General features: G+C 46.4%; 17 protein-coding genes. 15 read left to right on the top strand and 2 right to left on the bottom strand.

Features of this window, described 5'->3' with window-relative positions; genetic code table 11:
* The first annotated feature begins 27 nt into the window (after positions 1-27).
* The 11 genes from WCT94_RS05475 (at position 28) to WCT94_RS05425 (ending at position 9,895) form a co-directional block, all read left to right on the top strand.
* The gene (locus WCT94_RS05475) at positions 28-234 is read left to right on the top strand and encodes a helix-turn-helix transcriptional regulator (RefSeq protein ID WP_336868399.1); all 207 of its coding nucleotides are present in this window, start codon (positions 28-30) and stop codon (positions 232-234) included.
* A 585-nt stretch (positions 235-819) separates the two neighbouring features.
* On the top strand, positions 820-1,338 hold the full coding sequence (locus WCT94_RS05470) for an Hcp family type VI secretion system effector (RefSeq protein ID WP_005967076.1): 519 nt from the start codon (positions 820-822) through the stop codon (positions 1,336-1,338).
* A 121-nt stretch (positions 1,339-1,459) separates the two neighbouring features.
* Positions 1,460-3,769: a type VI secretion system Vgr family protein gene (locus WCT94_RS05465; RefSeq protein WP_442955476.1), complete on the top strand. Its 2,310-nt coding sequence runs from the start codon at positions 1,460-1,462 to the stop codon at positions 3,767-3,769.
* 9 nt (positions 3,770-3,778) lie between these two features.
* Positions 3,779-4,390, top strand: coding sequence for a DUF4123 domain-containing protein (locus WCT94_RS05460; RefSeq protein WP_336868398.1), 612 nt, complete (start codon positions 3,779-3,781; stop codon positions 4,388-4,390).
* On the top strand, positions 4,377-4,787 hold the full coding sequence (locus tag WCT94_RS05455; RefSeq protein WP_010279420.1) for a hypothetical protein: 411 nt from the start codon (positions 4,377-4,379) through the stop codon (positions 4,785-4,787). The genes WCT94_RS05460 and WCT94_RS05455 overlap by 14 nt, the downstream gene beginning before the upstream one ends.
* 9 nt (positions 4,788-4,796) lie before the next feature.
* Complete coding sequence (locus WCT94_RS05450) at positions 4,797-5,762, top strand: HNH endonuclease (RefSeq protein ID WP_010279417.1); 966 nt, start codon at positions 4,797-4,799, stop codon at positions 5,760-5,762.
* Positions 5,763-6,287 (top strand): SMI1/KNR4 family protein, encoded by a 525-nt coding sequence (locus WCT94_RS05445; protein ID WP_010279414.1) that lies wholly within the window; start codon positions 5,763-5,765, stop codon positions 6,285-6,287. It begins immediately after the preceding gene.
* A gap of 46 nt (positions 6,288-6,333) precedes the next feature.
* The gene (locus WCT94_RS05440) at positions 6,334-7,098 is read left to right on the top strand and encodes a regulator (protein WP_336868396.1); all 765 of its coding nucleotides are present in this window, start codon (positions 6,334-6,336) and stop codon (positions 7,096-7,098) included.
* Positions 7,099-7,106: 8 nt separating this feature from the next.
* The gene (locus WCT94_RS05435; protein WP_010279407.1) at positions 7,107-7,406 is read left to right on the top strand and encodes a PAAR domain-containing protein; all 300 of its coding nucleotides are present in this window, start codon (positions 7,107-7,109) and stop codon (positions 7,404-7,406) included.
* 439 nt (positions 7,407-7,845) lie between these two features.
* The gene (locus WCT94_RS05430; RefSeq protein ID WP_336868395.1) at positions 7,846-9,300 is read left to right on the top strand and encodes a flagellin N-terminal helical domain-containing protein; all 1,455 of its coding nucleotides are present in this window, start codon (positions 7,846-7,848) and stop codon (positions 9,298-9,300) included.
* Between the two features lie 49 nt (positions 9,301-9,349).
* Positions 9,350-9,895 (top strand): helix-turn-helix transcriptional regulator, encoded by a 546-nt coding sequence (locus WCT94_RS05425; protein ID WP_336868393.1) that lies wholly within the window; start codon positions 9,350-9,352, stop codon positions 9,893-9,895.
* A gap of 167 nt (positions 9,896-10,062) precedes the next feature.
* Here the strand turns inward: WCT94_RS05425 and WCT94_RS05420 are convergent, their stop codons facing one another.
* On the bottom strand, positions 10,063-13,662 hold the full coding sequence (locus WCT94_RS05420; protein WP_336868391.1) for an AAA domain-containing protein: 3,600 nt from the start codon (positions 13,660-13,662) through the stop codon (positions 10,063-10,065).
* Positions 13,663-14,028: 366 nt separating this feature from the next.
* Here WCT94_RS05420 and dndB point away from each other — a divergent pair, with 366 nt between their 5' ends.
* From dndB to dndE, 4 genes are read left to right on the top strand one after another with little or no spacing between them, the layout of a single operon-like run.
* Complete coding sequence (gene dndB, locus WCT94_RS05415) at positions 14,029-15,114, top strand: DNA sulfur modification protein DndB (RefSeq protein ID WP_336868389.1); 1,086 nt, start codon at positions 14,029-14,031, stop codon at positions 15,112-15,114.
* Positions 15,111-16,748 carry a DNA phosphorothioation system sulfurtransferase DndC gene (gene dndC / locus WCT94_RS05410; RefSeq protein WP_336868388.1) on the top strand — a complete coding sequence of 546 codons (1,638 nt, stop codon included), beginning with the start codon at positions 15,111-15,113 and terminating at the stop codon, positions 16,746-16,748. Before dndB ends, dndC begins: the two co-directional genes overlap by 4 nt.
* Entirely contained in the window at positions 16,738-18,747 is a 2,010-nt protein-coding gene (gene dndD / locus WCT94_RS05405; RefSeq protein WP_336868387.1) for a DNA sulfur modification protein DndD, read from the top strand. The genes dndC and dndD overlap by 11 nt, the downstream gene beginning before the upstream one ends.
* On the top strand, positions 18,747-19,100 hold the full coding sequence (dndE, locus tag WCT94_RS05400; protein WP_115240040.1) for a DNA sulfur modification protein DndE: 354 nt from the start codon (positions 18,747-18,749) through the stop codon (positions 19,098-19,100). The genes dndD and dndE overlap by 1 nt, the downstream gene beginning before the upstream one ends.
* Positions 19,101-19,161: 61 nt before the next feature.
* On the opposite strand, the gene WCT94_RS05395 is transcribed toward dndE, so the two are convergent.
* Positions 19,162-20,355: a DGQHR domain-containing protein gene (locus tag WCT94_RS05395; protein WP_336868385.1), complete on the bottom strand. Its 1,194-nt coding sequence runs from the start codon at positions 20,353-20,355 to the stop codon at positions 19,162-19,164.
* Positions 20,356-20,357 lie beyond the last annotated feature (2 nt).

The following is a 20,357-nucleotide window of genomic DNA, read 5'->3' as shown; positions in this document are numbered from 1 at the left end:
AACTTACTGACTTAAAGGAGATTTATCATGAGCAATACTACATCCCTGTTGAACGACCAGCTTGTCGACATGGTGTTTATCACGAAATTTACACAGCTTACTGATAAGTGGTTTTACAAACTGATTCAGGAAGGTGCATTCCCAAAACCGATCAAGCTCGGACGTAGCTCCCGCTGGCTGAAAAGTGAAGTAGAAACCTGGGTGCAGCAGCGTATTGAACAATCTCGCCAGTAGTCACGTCTTCATTCTCCCCTTTTTACCAAAACGCGAATAGCAGGACACCATCCGATGTTATTCGGCGAAGATTGGCTGTCTGTTATTCAGCATATTGGAGACATTTTTCAAGTGATACCTAACACGACGCTATCCACGTTGCTTGATAAGTACCAGAGGCATTCTGCCAGTAAAGGTCAGTCACCAGCCAACCCTTTGGGCAATGATTGACGAATAGGTTTTCTTCGCCTGCTTTGGTTACTGGAGAGATTATTACCCTGCTTGATATTGATAAATTTATAAGGACACCCTGCCCATCCATCGTCAATACCTTACAAATAGACGGCCATCTCACAGCCCTAACTCAAACTTTCAGCATAACTGCGCATTCTGCGCAACTTCTTGCTCACTTTCTGGTGGAAATCACTTTTTGCGCAATGGATGCCGTTTATTCTCGAGGTCTGCGCAATTTCTTGCTCAAATTTGACTTAGGGGAAATTTGACTTAAGTAAATTGACAGCAAAAACAATAATATAAAATCTGGCATGTGAATTGCTATGCAGAGCGTGAAGTTACTCATCACGTTCAACAACAAGGAGCAAGACTATGCCAACTCCATGCTATATCAGCATCGAAGGTAAGACACAGGGCAACATCACCGCAGGTGCCTTCACTTCTGACTCTGTCGGCAACATCTATGTGGAAGGCCACGAAGATGAAATGCTGGTACAGGAATTCAAGCACATCGTCACCGTACCGACCGACCCACAGTCTGGTCAGCCATCCGGCCAGCGCGTACACAAACCGTTCAAATTCACCGTGGCACTGAACAAAGCCGTTCCGCTGATGTACAACGCCCTGGCGTCTGGCGAAATGCTGCCGACCGTGACCCTGAAATGGTATCGCACCTCGGTTGAAGGGAAACAAGAGCACTTCTTCTCTACCGTGCTGACCGATGCCACCATCGTCGACATCGACTGCAAAATGCCGCACTGCCAGGACCCGTCAAAACTGGACTACACCCAGTTAATCGAAGTGTCGCTGGCCTACCGCAAGGTTGACTGGGAACACACGGTTGCCGGTACCTCCGGCTCTGACGACTGGCGTACACCGGTCGAAGCGTAATTTTTCTGTTTCTTTACCCGGGCTTGTCCCGGGTTTTCTGCGTGCACTGTCCTGAGGTCTGCTTCTCCCAGACCTGAGTGCAGACAACAGGGTGTTCATCACGGGAAGCGAGGGAATAAACGTGGCAAACAGTACAGGATTACAGTTCACGGTAAAGGTCGGTGCATTGCCCGCCTCGACCTTTGCCGTGGTGGATTTTCAGCTCAGCGAGGCCCTTAACCAGCCGTTTGCCCTGTCGCTGAATCTGGCGAGTGCCTTGTCGGATGTCGATTTTGGCGCCGTGCTCGACCAGCCGTGTGAGCTGCTGGTGTGGTACGAAGGCGAACTGAAACGGCGCGTTAGCGGGATTATCAGCGCATTCGCACAGGGCGATACCGGCTTTCGCCGTACACGCTATCAGGCAGAGGTTCGCCCGGCACTGTGGCGGCTGGGGCTGCGTACCAATGCCCGCATCTTTCAGGCGCAAAAGCCGGAGGCCATTATCGGTACGTTGCTGGAAGAGTCTGGCATTACCGATTATGCCTTTGCACTGCGTCACGACCACGCCCCGCGCGAATACTGTGTACAGTATCGTGAGAGTGATTTGGCGTTTGTCACCCGTCTGGCAGCGGAAGAAGGGCTGTACTTCTTCCATGAGTTTGAAGAAGGCAAGCATCGCGTCGTCTTTGCGGATGATGCCGGGGCGCTCAGCAAAGGCCCCGAACTGTTCTTCAACCTCGCCAATCAGGGACTGAGCGAAGGCGACTATGTTCGCCGTTTCCGCTACGCCGAAGCCGTGAGTACCGCCGAGGTCGCCCTCAAGGATTACAGCTTCAAAACCCCCGCCTACGGCCTGCTGCACAGCAAGATGAGCGGCGAACTGGCGCACCAGCGCGAAAGCTATCAGCACTTCGACTACCCCGGTCGCTTCAAGCAAGATCCGAGCGGCAAGTCCTTTACCGGCTATCGGCTGGATGCGTTACGCGCGAATGCGATGACCGGCTCGGGTGAATCCAATGCCGCGATGCTGATGCCCGGCAGCAGTTTCACCTTAACCGAACATCCTAACCCGACGCTGAATAGTGGCTGGCAACTGATTGCCATCACCCACAGCGGGCAACAGCCGCAGGCGCTGGAAGAAGAAAGCGGCGGTGAACCGACCACCTACAGTAACAGCTTCGAGGTGATGAGTGCCAAAAGCACCTGGCGTGCCGACCTGCCGTACAAACCGATGGTGGATGGTCCGCAGATTGCCACCGTGGTGGGGCCCGCTGGTGAGGAAATCTACTGTGACGAATATGGCCGCATCAAATTGCAATTCCCGTGGGACCGCTATGGCTCCAGCGACGACCAGAGCTCCTGCTGGGTACGCGTTAGCCAGGGCTGGGCGGGCGGCCAATATGGCCTGATAGCCATCCCGCGCATCGGCCATGAGGTCATTGTCAGCTTCCTCGAAGGTGACCCGGACCAGCCTATTGTGACGGGCAGAACCTTTCATGCCACCAATCCGTCGCCGTATACGTTGCCGGAGCATAAGACCAAAATGGTGATTCGCTCCGACACGCATCAGGGAGAAGGCTACAACGAACTGTCTTTTGAAGACGAGTCAGGGCGGGAGAACATCCATCTTCACGCCCAGAAAGACATGTCGGTCAAGATATTGCACGACATGACGACACGGGTCGATGCCAGCAAGGTGGAAAGTATCGGCGATAACCGCAGTACCGAAATCGGTCAACATCACCAGCACCGGGTCGGTGGCAATATGAACCTGACGATAGGCGGCCAGGGGCTCGGGTTGCTGGGCGGGTTGTTCAGCCTGATAGCCAACAGCGGTAAATTCATGAAAAAGGAATCGGCCAAAGTGGGTGAGCCCGGTGTGGAGCAGTTCGCCGATGATATCAATAAGGTGGGTGCAGCGGCAGAAACGTTATCATTGACGGCGGGAAAATCGTTTACCGACGCCGGCGGATTCAAAAGTAAAGCCGGGCTGGATTTGGCCTCAAAAGGCACCTCACTGGCCGGACTGCTTTCCAGTCTGATGCCCGGTTCCGGTATTTTTAACACCGTCGTCGAAAAGTTTCGCTCGGATACCACCGGGATTGCCAGTACCGAACAGGTTGGCCTGTATAAAAACACGCTGGTAGGTCACACCCAGACGCTGTCGGTCGGGCAGGTGCTTAAACTGCTGGTCGGCGATAAGTACGATATCGAGAGCAAAAGCTCCATCTTCTCCCGTACCAAAAAACATACGCTATACGCCAAAGAGAAAATGGTGATTGGCGGGCCGGGCGGCACAATTACTATTGATGACAGCGGTATCACTATTCAGGCGAAAAGCATCAAGCTGAAAGCACCGTCTATCGACATGTCTGGGGGAGCCGCAGAGCAGGCGGCGGCGCTAAGCAGTGACAAGCCGTTCACGGAAGAGTGTCCGTACAAGAAAAAATAAGGAGTCAGGATGCTGGAAAATCCCTATGACGCGGTGAGTGACGGCCTGAAACAGGTGGTATTTACCCCGGCGACCACAATGGTGGATGAACAAGAACACGCTCTCTATACCTATCTGTTGCTCAATGCAGCAGCCAGCCCGGACATCGCCATCTGTCTGGAGGGGTTCGCGCCACCTTACCGTTCGCTGTTTGATGTATCGGTACTGGATAGTCTGGGTCACGTTGCGCCGTATCTGGTTCAGATTGACGCCCACAGTGATGTGCTTGACTGGTGGCTGGCCGAAGGCTATATGCAGCAATGGGGCATAATGGTGCGTAGCACGCTACCGCTGATACCGCTGGTCAGGCATTTCAAAAAGTTCACCAAAGTCATCAATAACGGCAAAACCTACTTTTTCCGCTTTTATCAGCCTAAAACCTTTAATCAGTTTATTCCGCAACTGACGCCCGCGCAGCAGACGGACTTCTTCGCCACGCTGTATGCCGTCTATGCCGAAACGCTCAATGAGCCAGAACAACTCATGCGTTACACCCATGATGTCGGCGGATTACAGACGGCGCAACTGATAGTACCGGTTACGCTATCACCTGAGGAGAGCATGACGCATGTGGCAGTTTAATGACCTGCAAATGGAATCACACCTGATGAGTGACGAGGATTTCTCCCGCTGGTTTGTTGATGAGGTGATGGAGGAAACGCTGCCGGAGCACAAAGAGGGGCATACGCCAGAAACGCTGTACACCATGACGCGGAATGGTCGGGAGATAGCGAAAAAACTCGATATTCATAAACCGACCAATCAGGCGAAGTTTTTGTATTTCATGTGGGGCGTCGGGTCGAATTTCTTCGAGTTTGACGGCTTTAAGCAAATCCTGGCGGATACGACGCGGAAGGAAGATGAACGTCTGGACGCGCTGTTTACCGAAGTCAGCGAAGACCAGGGTGTAGATGCCCTCATGAACAGCCACCCTAATTACTGGTTTCCGAGTCTGAAAACATTTATCCGTCTGGATTAAGGGACAATCATGGCGAATATCAGAAAGCAAAGCGACAGCCCAGCACTGGAAGCCGATCGCAAGAAACTGGCTGAGCTTGAATCACAGTATGGTGAATTGCTGGTTGATGGTGGTCTCGCCGTTGCTGGCGCAATCCCCCCGCCAGCTGGAACGGTAGCCGATGCTGCTGCATTGGGACGTTCGTTATACAAATTGGACTGGAGTGGTGCCGCACTAGATGCTCTGGGGTTTATCCCAGTTATTGGTGACGGTATTAAAGGCGGCAAAATAGCAGCCAAGGTAGAGAAGCTTGCAGAGGCTGTCTCCGCAGCGAAAACAGCATTAACAAAAAAAATATTTACAACAACAAGAAAAAATGCAGAGAAGTACTGGAAGGAGTTGATAGCAAAGAGAAAAAAAGAAAAACTAGATAAAGAATTGAGTAATTGTAAAGATGAGAAATGCAAAAAACTGGCTCGTGAAAAATTTGAAAATGATAAATCCATGGACCCTGGTCGATTACCTTCTTCCGATAAAGGGAAGTGGGTAGACAAAGATGGCAACCCTAGTCCTCCAGGGACTGGGAAATATATGCCAGACCCAGAGAAAAATCCAAGTCTGTATGCTGCCGTACAGCGGCATGGAAAAGATGGGATCACGTTTAAAGACGGGCATCCAGACTTCTCAGATTTTCCTCCACTAAAGGACGGAAAAGTGATGGGTAAGGACGGTAAACCTTACCAAGTAGAAGTTGATATGCAGGGGAAAAAATCGGATTTTACCAAAGCTAAAAACGCATTAAAGGAAAAAGAAGATGTAACCCTTACTAAAGCAGATTCGGAATATGGTGTCTGGCATCATGAACCTGATGGTGTAACAATGAGTTATGTTGATAAAAGAGTGCATCATTCCTTTAAGGATGCCGAAACTGGGACTGTTAACTCGGGAACTCCTCATAAAGGTGGAGATTCGATGTGGCGTAGCGAGGATTATTAAATGACTATTGAAAAATCTGATCTTGATAACTGGGATATGGATGAACCCGATTTTACTCCAGATGTGAATAGAGTAAATGCATCTATCGCGTTTATTCAAAACGAGTTGGGGGTAGTGCTTTCTAACGAAATGCAAGAGCTGATGTTTTTAACAAATGACAAGCCCATTGGTCCGGTAGATGATATTGACAGTGTTTTGGCAAAATACAACGATGGAAGCAGAATTATCGGAATAGATATTATTTACAGTAGTAATTCCATTGTAGAATATACCAGGCTATCTCAGGAGTCTATTTACGAATCCCGTTCATTATTGCCCAATGGATTAATAGTTATTGGTTCTAGTTATGATGGAGCATCAGACTCCAGTATTGTTTATGACATTAGGAATAGTTCACCAACCTATCAACACATTTTTAATTGGCGATATTATGTCGATAATCTGGTTGTAGGTGAAGGGTTAGGGCTTATTGCTCGTTCATTGAAAGAGTTCTTAAGTATGCCAACATCGGAAGATGAGTTGTAATTTATACTCATGGCTCATCAATACAGGATGTTAAGGTTGGTCGAATATGTATTCTGAACATAAGGCGATATTTATTGAGAACTGGCCGAAAGAGTTGTTGGATTTATCGTTTTTGAGTGAGGGGTTTGAACTTCATGAGCGAGACGTTATTGCCATCGGAGCCAATACTCATGATTTTATGAATGCCAGAGGGCTACTGGAAAAACCACTATATTCTGCACAATTACGTGAAGATATCGAATATGCCTTGTCGGTGTTGAATAAACCGGCCTTTTTGCGATTCGGAGGTGTTAGCTACCACGATTATGCGCGTCCTCGGTTAGAGACGGTTGATGGCGTGATTGAACAACTCGCGGTCTCAAATCGTCGTGTCGCCTCCTATCTTTGGGATTGCCTGCAATCGTCAACACCCGTTTGGCTGTATCTGAGAGAGTGGCGTGAAATTCTCCGCTGGGGAGAATTCAGGTGCTTTATCAAAGAGGGCAAAGTGATTGGCGTTTCTCAATATCACTGTCTGGAATACTTTCCGTTTATCAAAGAAAAGGAAAACGAAATACGCCTTCAACTCATCGCTTTTTTACAAAAGCTCTTACCTGTATTACACGTTGATTCCGTGGTCGCAGATGTGGCGATAACTTATCAGGACAGCGAGTTTGCTACCACGCTGATTGAGCTCAACCCGTTTATTCAGCGGACGGATGCCTGCCTTTTTTCCTGGGTAAATGGTGGTGATTTTAATGGCCGTATTCGCATCAATCTAAGTGATGCAGATGCGCAAGCGGAAAAACAAAGAAGACCCTATTTATTATAGGAGGGAGTATGGGAAAGCCAGTGGCAATACTGGGACACATGCACGTTTGCCCGAAAGTCGAGCCCGGCCCAGTGCCACACGTGGGCGGACCGATTATTGATGCCGGACAGTCGATTGTTACTATCAACGGGATCCCTGTTGCTGTGGTAGGTGGTAAAACATTGTGTACAGGAGTCGGGATACCAGATGGATTGGTCGCGGGCTCATCTATCTTCACTATAGAAGGTAAGCCCGTCGTGAGAATGGGAGATAGTTGTGCCCACGGTGGTAAAATCGTGCAAGGATGGCCTACAGTGACATCAGATTAATTTCTTAAGTCTGTGAGTGAATAGTCCTGTGCCGTTTCTTTTCGCATAACATATGTGGCACAGGCCATTTCTGTTATCGGCCCGAATGATAAGCCACACATTCCCCTTCAAAATCTCCGTTGAGAATATATCTTCTTCGCCTACTTTGCTTACTGCACAGACCACCAACCCGTTTAATTTTCATGCCATTACGTGAATGCCTACTTAAAGCGCTTTTGATCGGTAACGCCGATCGATACGATCGCATCGATCTATCAAAACGATTATCTTTTGATCACCACCGTCGATAAGCTATTGCCGAGAATAACCATAACGTAATGTTTTATCTGTTTTTATTTCCATTATCGGGAAGGACTGACTATTGCCTGTTATCTGGTAAATCAATAATCAGCAGATAAAAATCATTCCATTGTTTTTGCCAAATCAGGACTGGTGCGCAATGACTCCGATTACCTCTCTTCATTTAACGATACGGAATCAACAGGATAAATCGGCCACCCGATTGAGCCAGGCGATTGAACGGCTTTCTTCGGGTCTGCGCATCAATGGTGCGAAGGATGATGCCGCCGGTCAGGCGATTGCCAACCGGATGACCGCTAATCTGAATGCCAACAGCGTCATCACTAACGGAATGAAAGATGGCCTCAGCCTAATGCAAACGGCTGAGAGCGGGCTTAATGCCATCAATAATCTGCTACAACGTGGCAGGCAACTCGCGGTGCAGGCGGCAAACGGTACGCTGTCCGATACAGACCAGACCAGCCTGAACGGTGAATATCAGCAGATTAGGGAAGAAATCGACCGTATCGCTTCATCGACTCAAATCTTTGGTCGTTACCCGCTGGCCCCTGCTGAACCGGGTCCTCAGCCAGCCAAACTGGGCGACACGTTGCCACTGGCTGAAAAGTTTCCTGTCCCCAATATCAATCATCAATTTCCTTCTGGGGTGATTTCGCTGGCTTACATTCCTGCTGGCGCAAAAAATATTACCATCACCATCGACTCATTAAGCGCCGATGACGATATCCAGCTATTTGCGCGAGATGGCAGGCATCTGGCCGGTACGCCTGCTGAAGGCGCAGACGCCGATATCGTCTGGTCAGCAAACGGCGTAGCGGATGAAACCACCATGAACACCGCCGTGATTACGCAAGATAACGGCTTTTTACCCAATGCCACCTACTCGGCAGATTCGCTGCTGCAAGCCGGGGAATACAATATCAACACAGGGGCGCAGACCACTTATCAGGGCATGACCATCACCTACAGTGGCGATGGTGACCGTTTTGAAGATGCCAACACCGGGGGATTTTACGATGGAAATGTGGGCGCAGCAAACCGACTGGAAAAAATTCATATTGATGAGGTAACGGAAGATCTGATTGTCATTGTGGTTGGCAGCGGCGTATTCAATAGCAACGCAAGCTGGGATGAACTTCCCACACCGACAGAGCCTGCACCGCCACTGCCGCCCTCCGTACCAATCAGCAAAGAAACGACGTTTGTTGTCGGAGCAAGTTTTGGCGATGCATTGCAAACGGTCACCATTAATCCAACGCCAGCAGATAGCCAATCGCTGGGGCTTTCCTCTGTGACGCTGGGTACACCTGAACAGGCCAGTGCGATATTAGCCACGTTCGATAATGCGCTGAAAAAACTGGACGGTTACCGCAGTGAATACGGCAGCCAGATGAACCGCTTCGAATCCGTCACTACCATGCTGTCACAGGAGAAAATTGCCACCGCTGCCGCCCGCTCCCGCATATTGGATGCGGATTATGCCCTTGAGGTTTCCGCGATGACAAAAGCCCAGATCCTACAGCAGGCATCGATGGCCGTCTTGTCGCAAGCCAATCAGCAGTCGGGAAACGTATTAAAGCTGTTACAGGGATGATGCGTCGTCAGATATCACTTTGCTATTTTTCTACTGAATCACTATCGCCATGAGCATTGAAATATTTAGCCGCTGCCCTTTCACCACGGCGGCGTTTACCTGTCTGGGAAATAAGGATGGCGGTAATGTACCCATCACTGTTGTTGATATTGAACACGGTATCGACATGACGCTATTGACGCACATCATTACCGCCAACCACCGAATGTTCATCATTATTCTCAACAACCGCAAACATGCACCGGTGATGGTGGCTAAAAAGGTATTGCTGTTATCAAAACACGCACCGATGAGTACGATTAAAAAAGTGATTTCTGCCCTGTCATCGTTCAGAGAAATAAAAGGCAAGACGATATCGTTATCACCGAATGAGAAAATATTCTTCGGCTATTGGCTGGACGGAATAGCAATAAAAACCATCGCAAATAAAATGGCGATAACCCATAAAACCGCCAACAACATGAAAAACAATATCTACAGAAAATATGGCATAAAGGATCTGCTCACCTTTTTACTCATCGCCAGAATCTCACATATGCAAAGTATCGCTGACGCCGAACATCACAGGGTCATCTACGTCGATAAGGTGGCATGAGGTAACATTCTGAGAGCAATAGGACGCTTGAATATCTCTGATTTCTAGAGTGTTGCTACCAGAACAATACTGCCGGATGAGGACAAGCTACCCGAACAGATAAAGTATGTTTTACTTTAACTGTAGATTTGTCTCATCCGGAGCCGCTCTCAATGGAGACTACTTAGCTAATCTAGTCCCAGACGTTCTCGCAATTCCTTAGCCAGCGAAGAATCATCAAGTTCTGCACTTATTTCATGGCGAATGGCATTATTAAATTTTTCACTACGCTGACAGCTATTATGGTAGCCGTGTGAAAGCCAATTCCAGCTACCAAGAATAATATAGCGACCATCGATCATTAATACTTTTTCATGGGTGCCTTCCACTAAACGAACAACATTTTCTTTTCCAAGTTTCTCACGATATTCCGCAACTAAAAGCTCATCGTTATCATCAGCTCGTTCAACACTTTGATGATAATAGCCATAATAGACTTTTACCTTAACACCACGTTGCTGAGTGGTAACTAGTTGTGCCAGCTCAGGTCTTTGATACTCTTTACTCCCCCGTCTTATCCATGGTGTGATGACAATCAGTTCCTTTTCACTCTGGGAGGCCAGCGCACTGAACGCCGCAATATGTTCACAGTCACGATAATAACGCTGCAAGCGTGGTGTTTCGCTCAGACCTGAAAATTGTGGATGTTGACTACCCTGTTCAAGAATAAAGTCATCCGCAACACTATCAGCAAGAACCTTAAGATATCCTCCTGCCTGTCGCAAACGGTGATAATTACCGACAACAATAAATTGCTGCCTGGCACGAGAAACCACCACGTTGAGCATATTAGGTGCGCCATTTTGGAAATTAGCTGTGTCCAGGGGATGAAAAATCACCGGACTATAAATGATGACATCAAATCCAACTCCTTGAAACTGATGCACAGTACCAATGCAGGTTTTCTGACCATGGTTCATACGCTGAGCAAGACGATTAATCAGCAATATCTTCTGATTAGAATAAGGTGTGACGATGCCAACATCCGAGGTCAAATCATATCCTGCTTCTTCAAGCTTATCCAACAGTTGCTCAATCGCATCGACTTCATCAGTATTGGTATTAACGACGTTCCCTTTTTGGCCTTCTACGCTGTAAAACATCAAATGGTGACCACCGGACTTCTCAAAGGCTCGGGCAATACGTTCAGCAGGTTTTGCCGTTTCTACCGTGACACCACGATAACCCGCCAACCGAATAAAGAGATCGGCAATCGGTTTCTGACACCGTCGATGCTCATCAAGAACAATACCGTTACCGATATCATCCGCTCGGCCAGAAAGAGAGCCCGCAGCTCGGTGCCAGCCCGTAACCGTTGCTGGAGAAACACGTTCATACAAGGTATTGTTATCTTTAAAGTGCCGCTCACGCAGTTGTGTTTGTAAATTTTCAGATAGGTTCCGAATCGGTTCGATTTGCAGCGGATCACCAACAATCATCGCTTTCTCACTCCGGCTCAGTAATGGAACCAGAGACTCAACAGAAACCATTCCAGCTTCATCACAAAGAGCCAGATTCCAAGGTTTATGGCCCTTGAGTTCATCAAGCTTACGATAACCTGCCATTTTCCAGGCAGATACCAGCGTCGTCGCCATCACCGGATAAACCAACGACAGCAAGGAATAGAATTCATCCAGCTTATCCAGCCAACGGTAATAGCCCGCGCTCTTGCTTCCACTGATCAGTGCCTGCCAGTGGGTTAGCACCTCTTCAAGTTCATTTTTTCGCTTCAACTGTTCCTGCCAAAGATAAGCAATAGCAGCTTCAAACATTTCGCGATGCTGGCTGATAAAACGTTTACGTAAAATATCGCACCAGCTTCCTTCTGGATAATACCGTTGATGCAGAGCCATTGTTTCTTGAGCATGCACGACTTTATTCCATAGCTCTTGTAATTCAGTCGTTTGGTTCTCCAAGTCCTGCAAGACCTTTTCTTGCTTCTCGTCAGGCTCACTCTGTAAAAGCAATTTCATCAGCTCAAGATTTTCTGGCTGTAGTGACAGTGCTTCTCCCGAATCAGCCAAAGCGGCTAACTGTTGATGAGAGTGTGCAGTAAGGTTGAAATACTGAAAATCCGCAGGTGACGCAGCGTGCATTTTCTGTAATCGTGCGCGGTACTTTCCTTCAAACAGGCGGGCCAGATATAACCTAATACCACTACGTGGGTAGTCTCGGTAATGAAGTTCAAGCGCAGGCCGTAATGGCGAATCAATCCAGCGAAGCATTTGTTCTGCATTATGCGGTAGTGCCCAGATTGCTTGCTGCGTTTGATAGGCTTTTTTTGCTTGCTGATAGCGTGCTTTTTTCTCGCGTAATAGCACAAGGCTTTGCGCTAACTGATCGGCTAAATCGGTAAGATCGCCAGGATGGTAAATGGATGCGCTCACTCCCTGCTGCTGCGCATAGCTAGCAAACACTGCTAGCTTCTCAGCAAAGCGCTCGGGGAGTTTTTCGACTTTCGTTGTATTCAATTCACAATCGACAACGGATTGGAGAGCAATAGCTTTGTGGTTCAGGTACTGTTTGTAACACAGAGTCAGCTCATCACGGTGTTTGAGCAAAATAGCCAAACTATGTCGTTGAGTTTCGTCATTGTAGCGCTCCTGCCGCCAGCGGCTTATGAGGTTTTCCAATCGAGGAAGCTCGTTCTGCACTTGCTTCTTGGAACCACCCTGGAACCACAGCCAGTCAAGGTTTTGGGTTAGTGGGTCCGCTCGCAGGTCATCAATAATATTTTCCACTGCTTTAATGGCAGTAGAGGTCACCAACATACCGAAATTACCGTCTTCCCTATCCGCAATGGCAAGCGCACGCGTGACGAGTTGCTGAGCAATCAGTGATTTAAATAACGTTGTTTTTCCCGTACCAGGGGCACCTTGTACTGCAATCAGACGCTCATCTTGATTAATTGCCTGAATGGCCTCCATCTGACCATGTCCAAGCGGATAATGCGTTTCAAACAATCCACTCGTTACCCGTTCATATATCTCAGGGGGATGATCATCACTATGGATACGATTGAGGTACTGCTCCAATAACGGGAATTCAGCCTTATTATTGTTACACAACCAACTAAAGTCTTCCTCATCACGCTTCAGGTTGTAATCTTCGTTATGTAGCGGTGTAACAAGAGCGTTAAATGCGTTTTCTAGTTTATGTTTACCGTTAGATTGCTGTATAACCCAGGCTTGGAGTGCTTCAAACGCGCTAATGAAGGAATCATATTTACGGCCAGTTAGCGCACTAACAATACTCATCATATGGCGATTTTCGCCTAACTCAGCCAACTGAATGCCAAACATCTCACGGAAGGCGAAAGGCAACGCGCTTACTAGTTGTCCATCTTTAACAGGTATGAGTAGAGAGCGATTTCCCTGCTCAAAAAACGATTTTGGTAGTGGGAAAGAGAACAGTGGCAAATATTTAACATTCGATTTTTCACGTTCAGATTCAATACAGCGTAGTAGTGGAAATAGCAGATTAACTGGCTCTACAGAGATGACTTCACCCTTTTTACCATATTTGACAAAATGCCTTTTCCAGTTTTCATACGTCTCAGTGGGTATATGAAGGCAGATACCATTTGGAACATCGTTACAATTGCTTTTGCTCAGTACGAGTTGGTGATCTTCATGCACCTGATTGGCTGAGATCTTACTTTTTTCTGCACCGCTACATTTCAGATAATCTTGCCATGCTGTGAGGATAATTTTTGAAGAATTTTTCATTATTATTGGTACGCCTTGTCAGTCCATGTCCTGTAAAATCGACCTCCCAATAATATCATAGACATTAAGATATTGGTTCAACTGACAAAAGCCTTAATCATCCATTAATACAAACAAGTAGCACTTTAACGTAGAGTCCAATTTGGCGATAAAATCCCGCATTTAAGAATTTTTTGAAAACGTCTTAAATGTCTCAAGAGGAATAAGCAGTAAGAGGGCTCCAAAGCCTTTTCTCCCCTTTCTTACCAGCTCAAAAATCACACAATTACGAAGGTACTTCCTAATTTTACGTGAAAAATTCTATAAAATTACGTAAAATATAACATAAAGACACTCTGCTTTTTGCTTAATAAATGGACGAAACTGATGGCTAACATTGACGCAGATTACTGCTACTCATTTCCAGCAATACGTGGCATACAGGCTGGACGTCCCTTTTATATCGCTACTTGTCCAATGCGCATCATCCCTAAAATTTTTAGTTTTGATGAGAGCGAAGTTCCACCAGAGCTACGAGCTCAGCGTATATTGAACAAGTCTCGTATTCCAGAAATGGTTCGTTATCTACTTGAAAATCCTAAAGACTATGTTTTCTCAGCGTTGACTGCATCAATTGCAGTTGATGTACAGTTCGATGAATTTTCTGGTTCGAATAATCTGGGAATATTACGGGTTCCCATGGAAGCTCAAATTCTCATCAATGACGGCCAACATCGTCGAAAAGCAATAGAGGATGCTCTTGAGGAGCGCCCTGAATTGGGGCAAGACAACATCCCAGTACTATTTTTTGTTGATGAAGGGTTAAAGCGTAGTCAGCAAATGTTTGCCGATCTGAACAAGTATGCCATACGTCCAAGTCCCTCTTTATCGGCACTGTATGATCACCGTGATATCAGCTCAAATTTAGCTCGATATCTGGCTATGTCCGTTGAACCGTTTGTTGGATTAACGGAACTGGAGAAATCCAGCATTAGCACACTATCCAATAAACTATTTACTTTAAGTAGCATTAAACAGGCAACCAAAGCTCTGTTGGGTAAAGATCCTAAAGAGGGTGATATTGAGGCAAACACACACATTGCTACGATTTACTGGCAAGCTGTTTTTCAGGTTATGCCAGACTGGCAACTAGCAGCAAGAAAAGAAGTTTCTCCCGCACAGCTACGTCAAGATTATGTACATGCTCATGGTATCGGACTTCAGGCGTTAGGATTGTTAGGTCGTTGTTTGCTTGCAGAATATCCAGAATACTGGCAACAACAACTATCGACACTCAAAACCTTTGATTGGCGTAAAAGTAACCCCGAGCTGATTAAACGGGCAATGCAGCACGGTAAGCTAAGTAAAACCAGTGCAGCTATCCAACTAACCTGTAATGCGCTAAAAGCCGCACTATCTATTCAACTCACTCCTGAAGAACAGGAGCTTGAAGCTCAAATGGTTGTCTCATGAGTAAATTAGTTCAGGCCTATGATTTGGCCGAATATGAAGATTTTATAAACCAGGAGCAGTTCGCCGGACGTCCTCTGGCCGAATATGTTGCCGAAGTACAAAGAATTTATTGTGCAGATAAGCGCCCGTGGGTAATTGGTTATAGTGGAGGAAAAGATTCTTCCGCCGTGATCACGCTAGTGTATCTGGCTTTACTCGGCCTCCCCCCGGAAATGCGCAGCAAAGATGTTTTTTTGGTGTCATCCGATACACTCGTTGAAACGCCAGTCGTTGTGGACCTGATTAAGAAAACGATGTCGCAGATTGAGGCGGGCGCAAAACGCAATGGCCTGCCGATTACTCAACATGCCGTGATGCCAAAAACTAATGAAACCTTCTGGGTTAATCTGCTGGGGAAAGGTTATCCGGCTCCAACCCGAAGTTTTCGCTGGTGTACCGAACGGATGAAGATCAACCCTGTCAGCGACTTTATTAAAGATAAGGTCAGCCAGTTTGATGAGGTAATTGTTGTACTGGGTTCGCGCAGTAGTGAAAGTGCTTCTCGTGCGCAGGTAATCGCAAAGCATAAGATCGATGGCTCACGACTGGCACGGCATACCACACTAGCAAATGCGTTCATCTATACACCTATTGATACCTGGGATGTAGAAGATGTCTGGAAGTTGCTGCGCGGAGCTTTTCGCTATGCGGTAGATGATGAAATTGAGGAGTGGGAAAGTCCGTGGGGAGGGAATAATCGCCCCCTGTGGACGTTGTATATGGACTCTTCCGCTCAGGGTGAATGCCCACTGGTAATAGATGAGAGCACTCCCTCTTGCGGAAATTCTCGCTTTGGTTGCTGGACCTGTACCGTAGTCACCAAAGATAAAGCGATGGAAAGTCTGATCAAGAATGGCGAAGAATGGATGTCGCCTTTGCTGAAATATCGCGATCTATTGGCGTTTACCACCGAGCCGGTGAATAAAGACACCTATCGCAACTACAAACGCCGCACCGGTAAGGTGAGCTATCAGTACGCTAAAGACGGTGAAGACCGCAGCGCAGAACGTAAACATGTTCCAGGCCCTTACTGGCTCAAATACCGTCAGCAGTGGTTAAAAGACTTACTGGAAATTGAGCGTGATTTAAACGCCCAGGGCCACACGATTACGTTAATTACCCAGCCGGAGCTGCACGCTATCCGCCAGGAGTGGTTGAAAGATCCTAACGAGCCAGACTGGCACGACACATTGCCGGGGATTTACCGCGAGGTATATCAGCAAGATCTGAATTGGGTGGTTGACGATCAGTCGCGCTTTGATGCCAGCGATGCTGATTTGCTGGCTCAGATAACGCAAGGGTTCGACGTAGTACCTGAAATGGTGATGAAATTGATTGAGCTGGAAACCTCGATGGAAGGGTTAAGTCGTCGTCAGGGGATTTTTGACAAGCTCGGCACAATTTTGAAGCAGGACTGGGGCAGCCTGGAAGAGATTCAGCAGCAACAGGCAACGCTGCAAAAACGCAACGATCGGGATATTCATCAGGACGAGGTGGATAAGCTAGAAGCTGAACTCCAGACTTTACAGCGCAGGATTATCGATGCGGGCGAATCGTCTGTGCTTATCGATGAGGAAAATGAACGTGCTCATTAAGCAACTAGTATTACATAATTTTCGCGTTTTTTGCGGCACACACACCATCGATCTGGCTCCCAGAAAGCGTCCGCATGAAGTAAACCCTCGCCCGATTGTTCTATTTGGTGGTTTAAATGGTGCAGGGAAAACATCTATTTTGTCGGCAATTCGACTGGCACTGTATGGGCGTTTAGCGTTTGGCTCGGCAATGCAGCAGCAGGAGTATGTTGAACAACTCGGAGCGCTGGTGCACAACGGGACGTATACAGCAGAGCGTCCGGATGAGGCCGCAGTAGAACTGACCTTTACCTACAACCAAAACGGCCATGAGACTGAATTCACCGTCACGCGTAGCTGGAAGAAAGGAAAGAAAGATCGTCTCTCTTTGCAGCAGGATGGACAACCGCGTAGTGAACTCAGTTATGACCAGTGCCAGGGGTTTTTGAATGAATTAATTCCTCACGGTGTTGCCGATCTTTTCTTTTTTGATGGAGAGAAGATTGCAGAGTTGGCGGAAGATGAATCCGGCAATATTCTGCGTACAGCGGTGCGTCGTTTGTTGGGACTGGATCTGATTGCCAGACTGCAAAATGACCTGATGATTTTTGTCAAACGCCAGCAAACCGCCCAGTTGGGTGGCTCCCAGCAACAGCAGGTTGAAGCGCTTGAGACAAAGATTAAAACATTTGCCGGTCAGGCGGAGAAATTGTTGGAAGAAGCCGATTTTGTCAACTCGCGGATTGAATTTTTATCCCAGGACATTATTCGCCATGAGGGATTATTAAATGCCCAGGGCGGCGCATTTGCTCAGACCAAAGCACAGGAAAAACTGAAAGTTGAAACGCTGTTAAAAGAAAAAGAGCATCTGGAAAAAACGTTACGACAAGAATGCGATGGGGCTTTACCCTATGCTCTGGCTCCAAATACATTGTCGCGTTTACTTGGGAAACTGGCTGATGAAACGCAGATCAAGCAAGCAAAAAGTTTTGAGAAAGAGCTAGCGCAGTTTTTAACTCAACTCCAGAAAGATATTACATTCCGCGCCAGTAGCGAGAGTAGTACAAAAAAAATAGCCACCGAGGTTATTTCTGAGAATTTGACAGCATATATAGCGACTAGGCCCAAAGGCGATTTGTTGTTTGATATATCGGAACGCGAAACGGGTATGCTCCAGCAGTCCATTGAGCAGGACAGCAAAAAAGCATGGCAGCGTTTTGATATGTACCGCCATCAATTAGCGGATATTGAACAACAACTGGAGCAAGCCGCAGCTAATATTGCTCGCGCCCCGGAAGACGAGCAGTTAATGGATCTCTTTGCAGCATTACGCGATCTCGATCATAAGCGTGAAAAACAGCGGCAAAAATATCGCTCGTTGCTGGAAGAGGCTAAACAGACGAAACAGCAGCAACTGGACTGTGTTCGTCAGGTACAGAAAGCACATGACATCACCCGTAGCCAACATGGTTTGAGCAGCGCATTTAAAAATGCGCAGGAGACCATTAACCTGCTCGATTACTACAGCGATGTGTTGACGCAGGCGCGAGTGAAAAAGTTATCTGCTAACTTTGAAATTGCCTATCACAAACTTGCTCGTAAAGAGGATTTACAGCTTAATGCGCACATAAATCCACAGACATTTGATGTTGAACTGGTGGATGAAAAGGGTTCGGTAATTAATCGTAAGCTGCTTTCTGCGGGTGAAAAACAGATTTATGCGATTGCCATTCTTGAGGCGCTAGCAAAAACTTCTGGGCGTGATTTCCCGGTGATTATTGATACACCGCTGGGGCGTCTGGATTCTCAGCATCGGGATAAGTTGATTAATCATTATTTCCCTGAGGCCAGCCATCAGGTAGTGCTGCTATCCACCGATACTGAAGTGGACGAGCGTTATTTCGTCGATCGACTGCGTGATGATATTTCTCATGCTTATGAGATTGTGTTTAATGCGCATACCAAATCATCTGCGCTGAAACCCGGTTATTTCTGGGAACTAACTAAGGAGGCTGTCTGATGCTCCCGAATCGAATGGTGCTTAGTCGTCAGACTGAAGACCAGCTCAAGAAGTTAAAAGGATATACTGGGATTACGCCAAATGTCGCGGCTCGACTGGCATTTTTCCGCTCGGTGGAGAGTGAGTTTCGCTATTCGCCTGAACGGGATAGTAAGAAGCTGGATGGCTCGCTAGTGCTGGATAAAATTACGTGGCTTGGGGAAACACTGCAAGCTACAGAACTGGTGTTAAAGATGCTTTATCCGCAATTGGATCAGAAGGCGATGATTAAGGCGTGGGCGGCGCATGTTGAGGATGGGATTGCTGCATTGAGAAATTATCGAAACTTAATTCAACTGGCCAATAATATTTAAGAAATAAACACTGGTTGTCTTTATAGACAACCAGTGTTTGAAATGATTTTATCTTATAAATTTATTCATCTTCATCATCATAAAGTGCTAAATTATCAAAGATCATATCATATATTATCTTAGCACTTTTTGATACAGCATCTAACTGCATGAATTTTGATTCATCAAGATCTCCTCCATCTAAAATCTGGTAGTAATCATCTGCAGATAATACCCTAGTTGAATCAATTTCATATCGTTCGTTCATATAGGAAAGGATATCCCTTAGAATTCGAAACAACGCTATCAATCCAATTGTCTTATTTAAGGATGACTGCTTATTTGATTTATCCCATGCATTAGGCCAGAGAGATCTTACCGAATTAAAGAAGTTAGAAACGTTTGTCGCTATTATAAAATCCTTATCAGAAAGAAAACTCTGCCGTAATGGATATTTAATAAGACTTTTATCATCTGTTTTTTCAAGACTATATTCCTTAGCTATTTTCCCACCTTTTTGTTTAGCCAAAAAATAGTTCCTATCTGACTTTGCATCGAAAGTTATCAATTTCATTAGGTTTTCAACAAATGCTGCCTGAGTCAGCGTTTCATTTGATATATTTGGTGTTGCCACTCCTAATCTTTTTATTCTTTTCTCAAATGGACCATCTTTTTCTTTATTCAAGAGCACAGCAATATCATGACATGTCTTTTCTGGACTCCTAGAGTATGCCAAAGACTCCAAATCATAAACTAAACTTTTGTTAACTTTTGTTTGAGCTAAGTTTACGGTTGAGAAGACATTAGCTTGTGTTGATATATCAGCATCAACGAATATTGTTATTAGCAACTCAAAGTCGGATACATCTCCAATGTCATTAATGAATGTTGTATTGCTATCGTCAAACCCTGCAATTCTATGCTGCCCATCGAGTATCTTAGCTAATTTACTGAGGTCATCGCCTTCATTTGGGGAAATAATGAAATCCCCATTATTCTCATTCCAGCTTAAATTATCCGAATTCATTGCAATTATTATTGAATTTGGAAAAGAAGAATCAACACCTGAGATATAGCTATTTATTTGTCTAACTCTAGACTCAATTAATGGTCTTTGGATGCCTATATAGTCATCAAGTTGTCGACTTTCGGAATCAGCCATTCGTCTCACATCAGAATACGTGATATTAACTAAATCCTTTGCCTTTATTTTTCCGAAATAAAACTCCCCAATAGGTTGAGATACTTTTAGTGCCTTTATAGTAATATTAGACATGT

Origin of the sequence: Pectobacterium sp. 1950-15 (assembly GCF_037136835.1) — a bacterium.
Lineage (GTDB): Bacteria > Pseudomonadota > Gammaproteobacteria > Enterobacterales > Enterobacteriaceae > Pectobacterium.
This window is presented reverse-complemented; position numbering and strand designations above follow the sequence as displayed.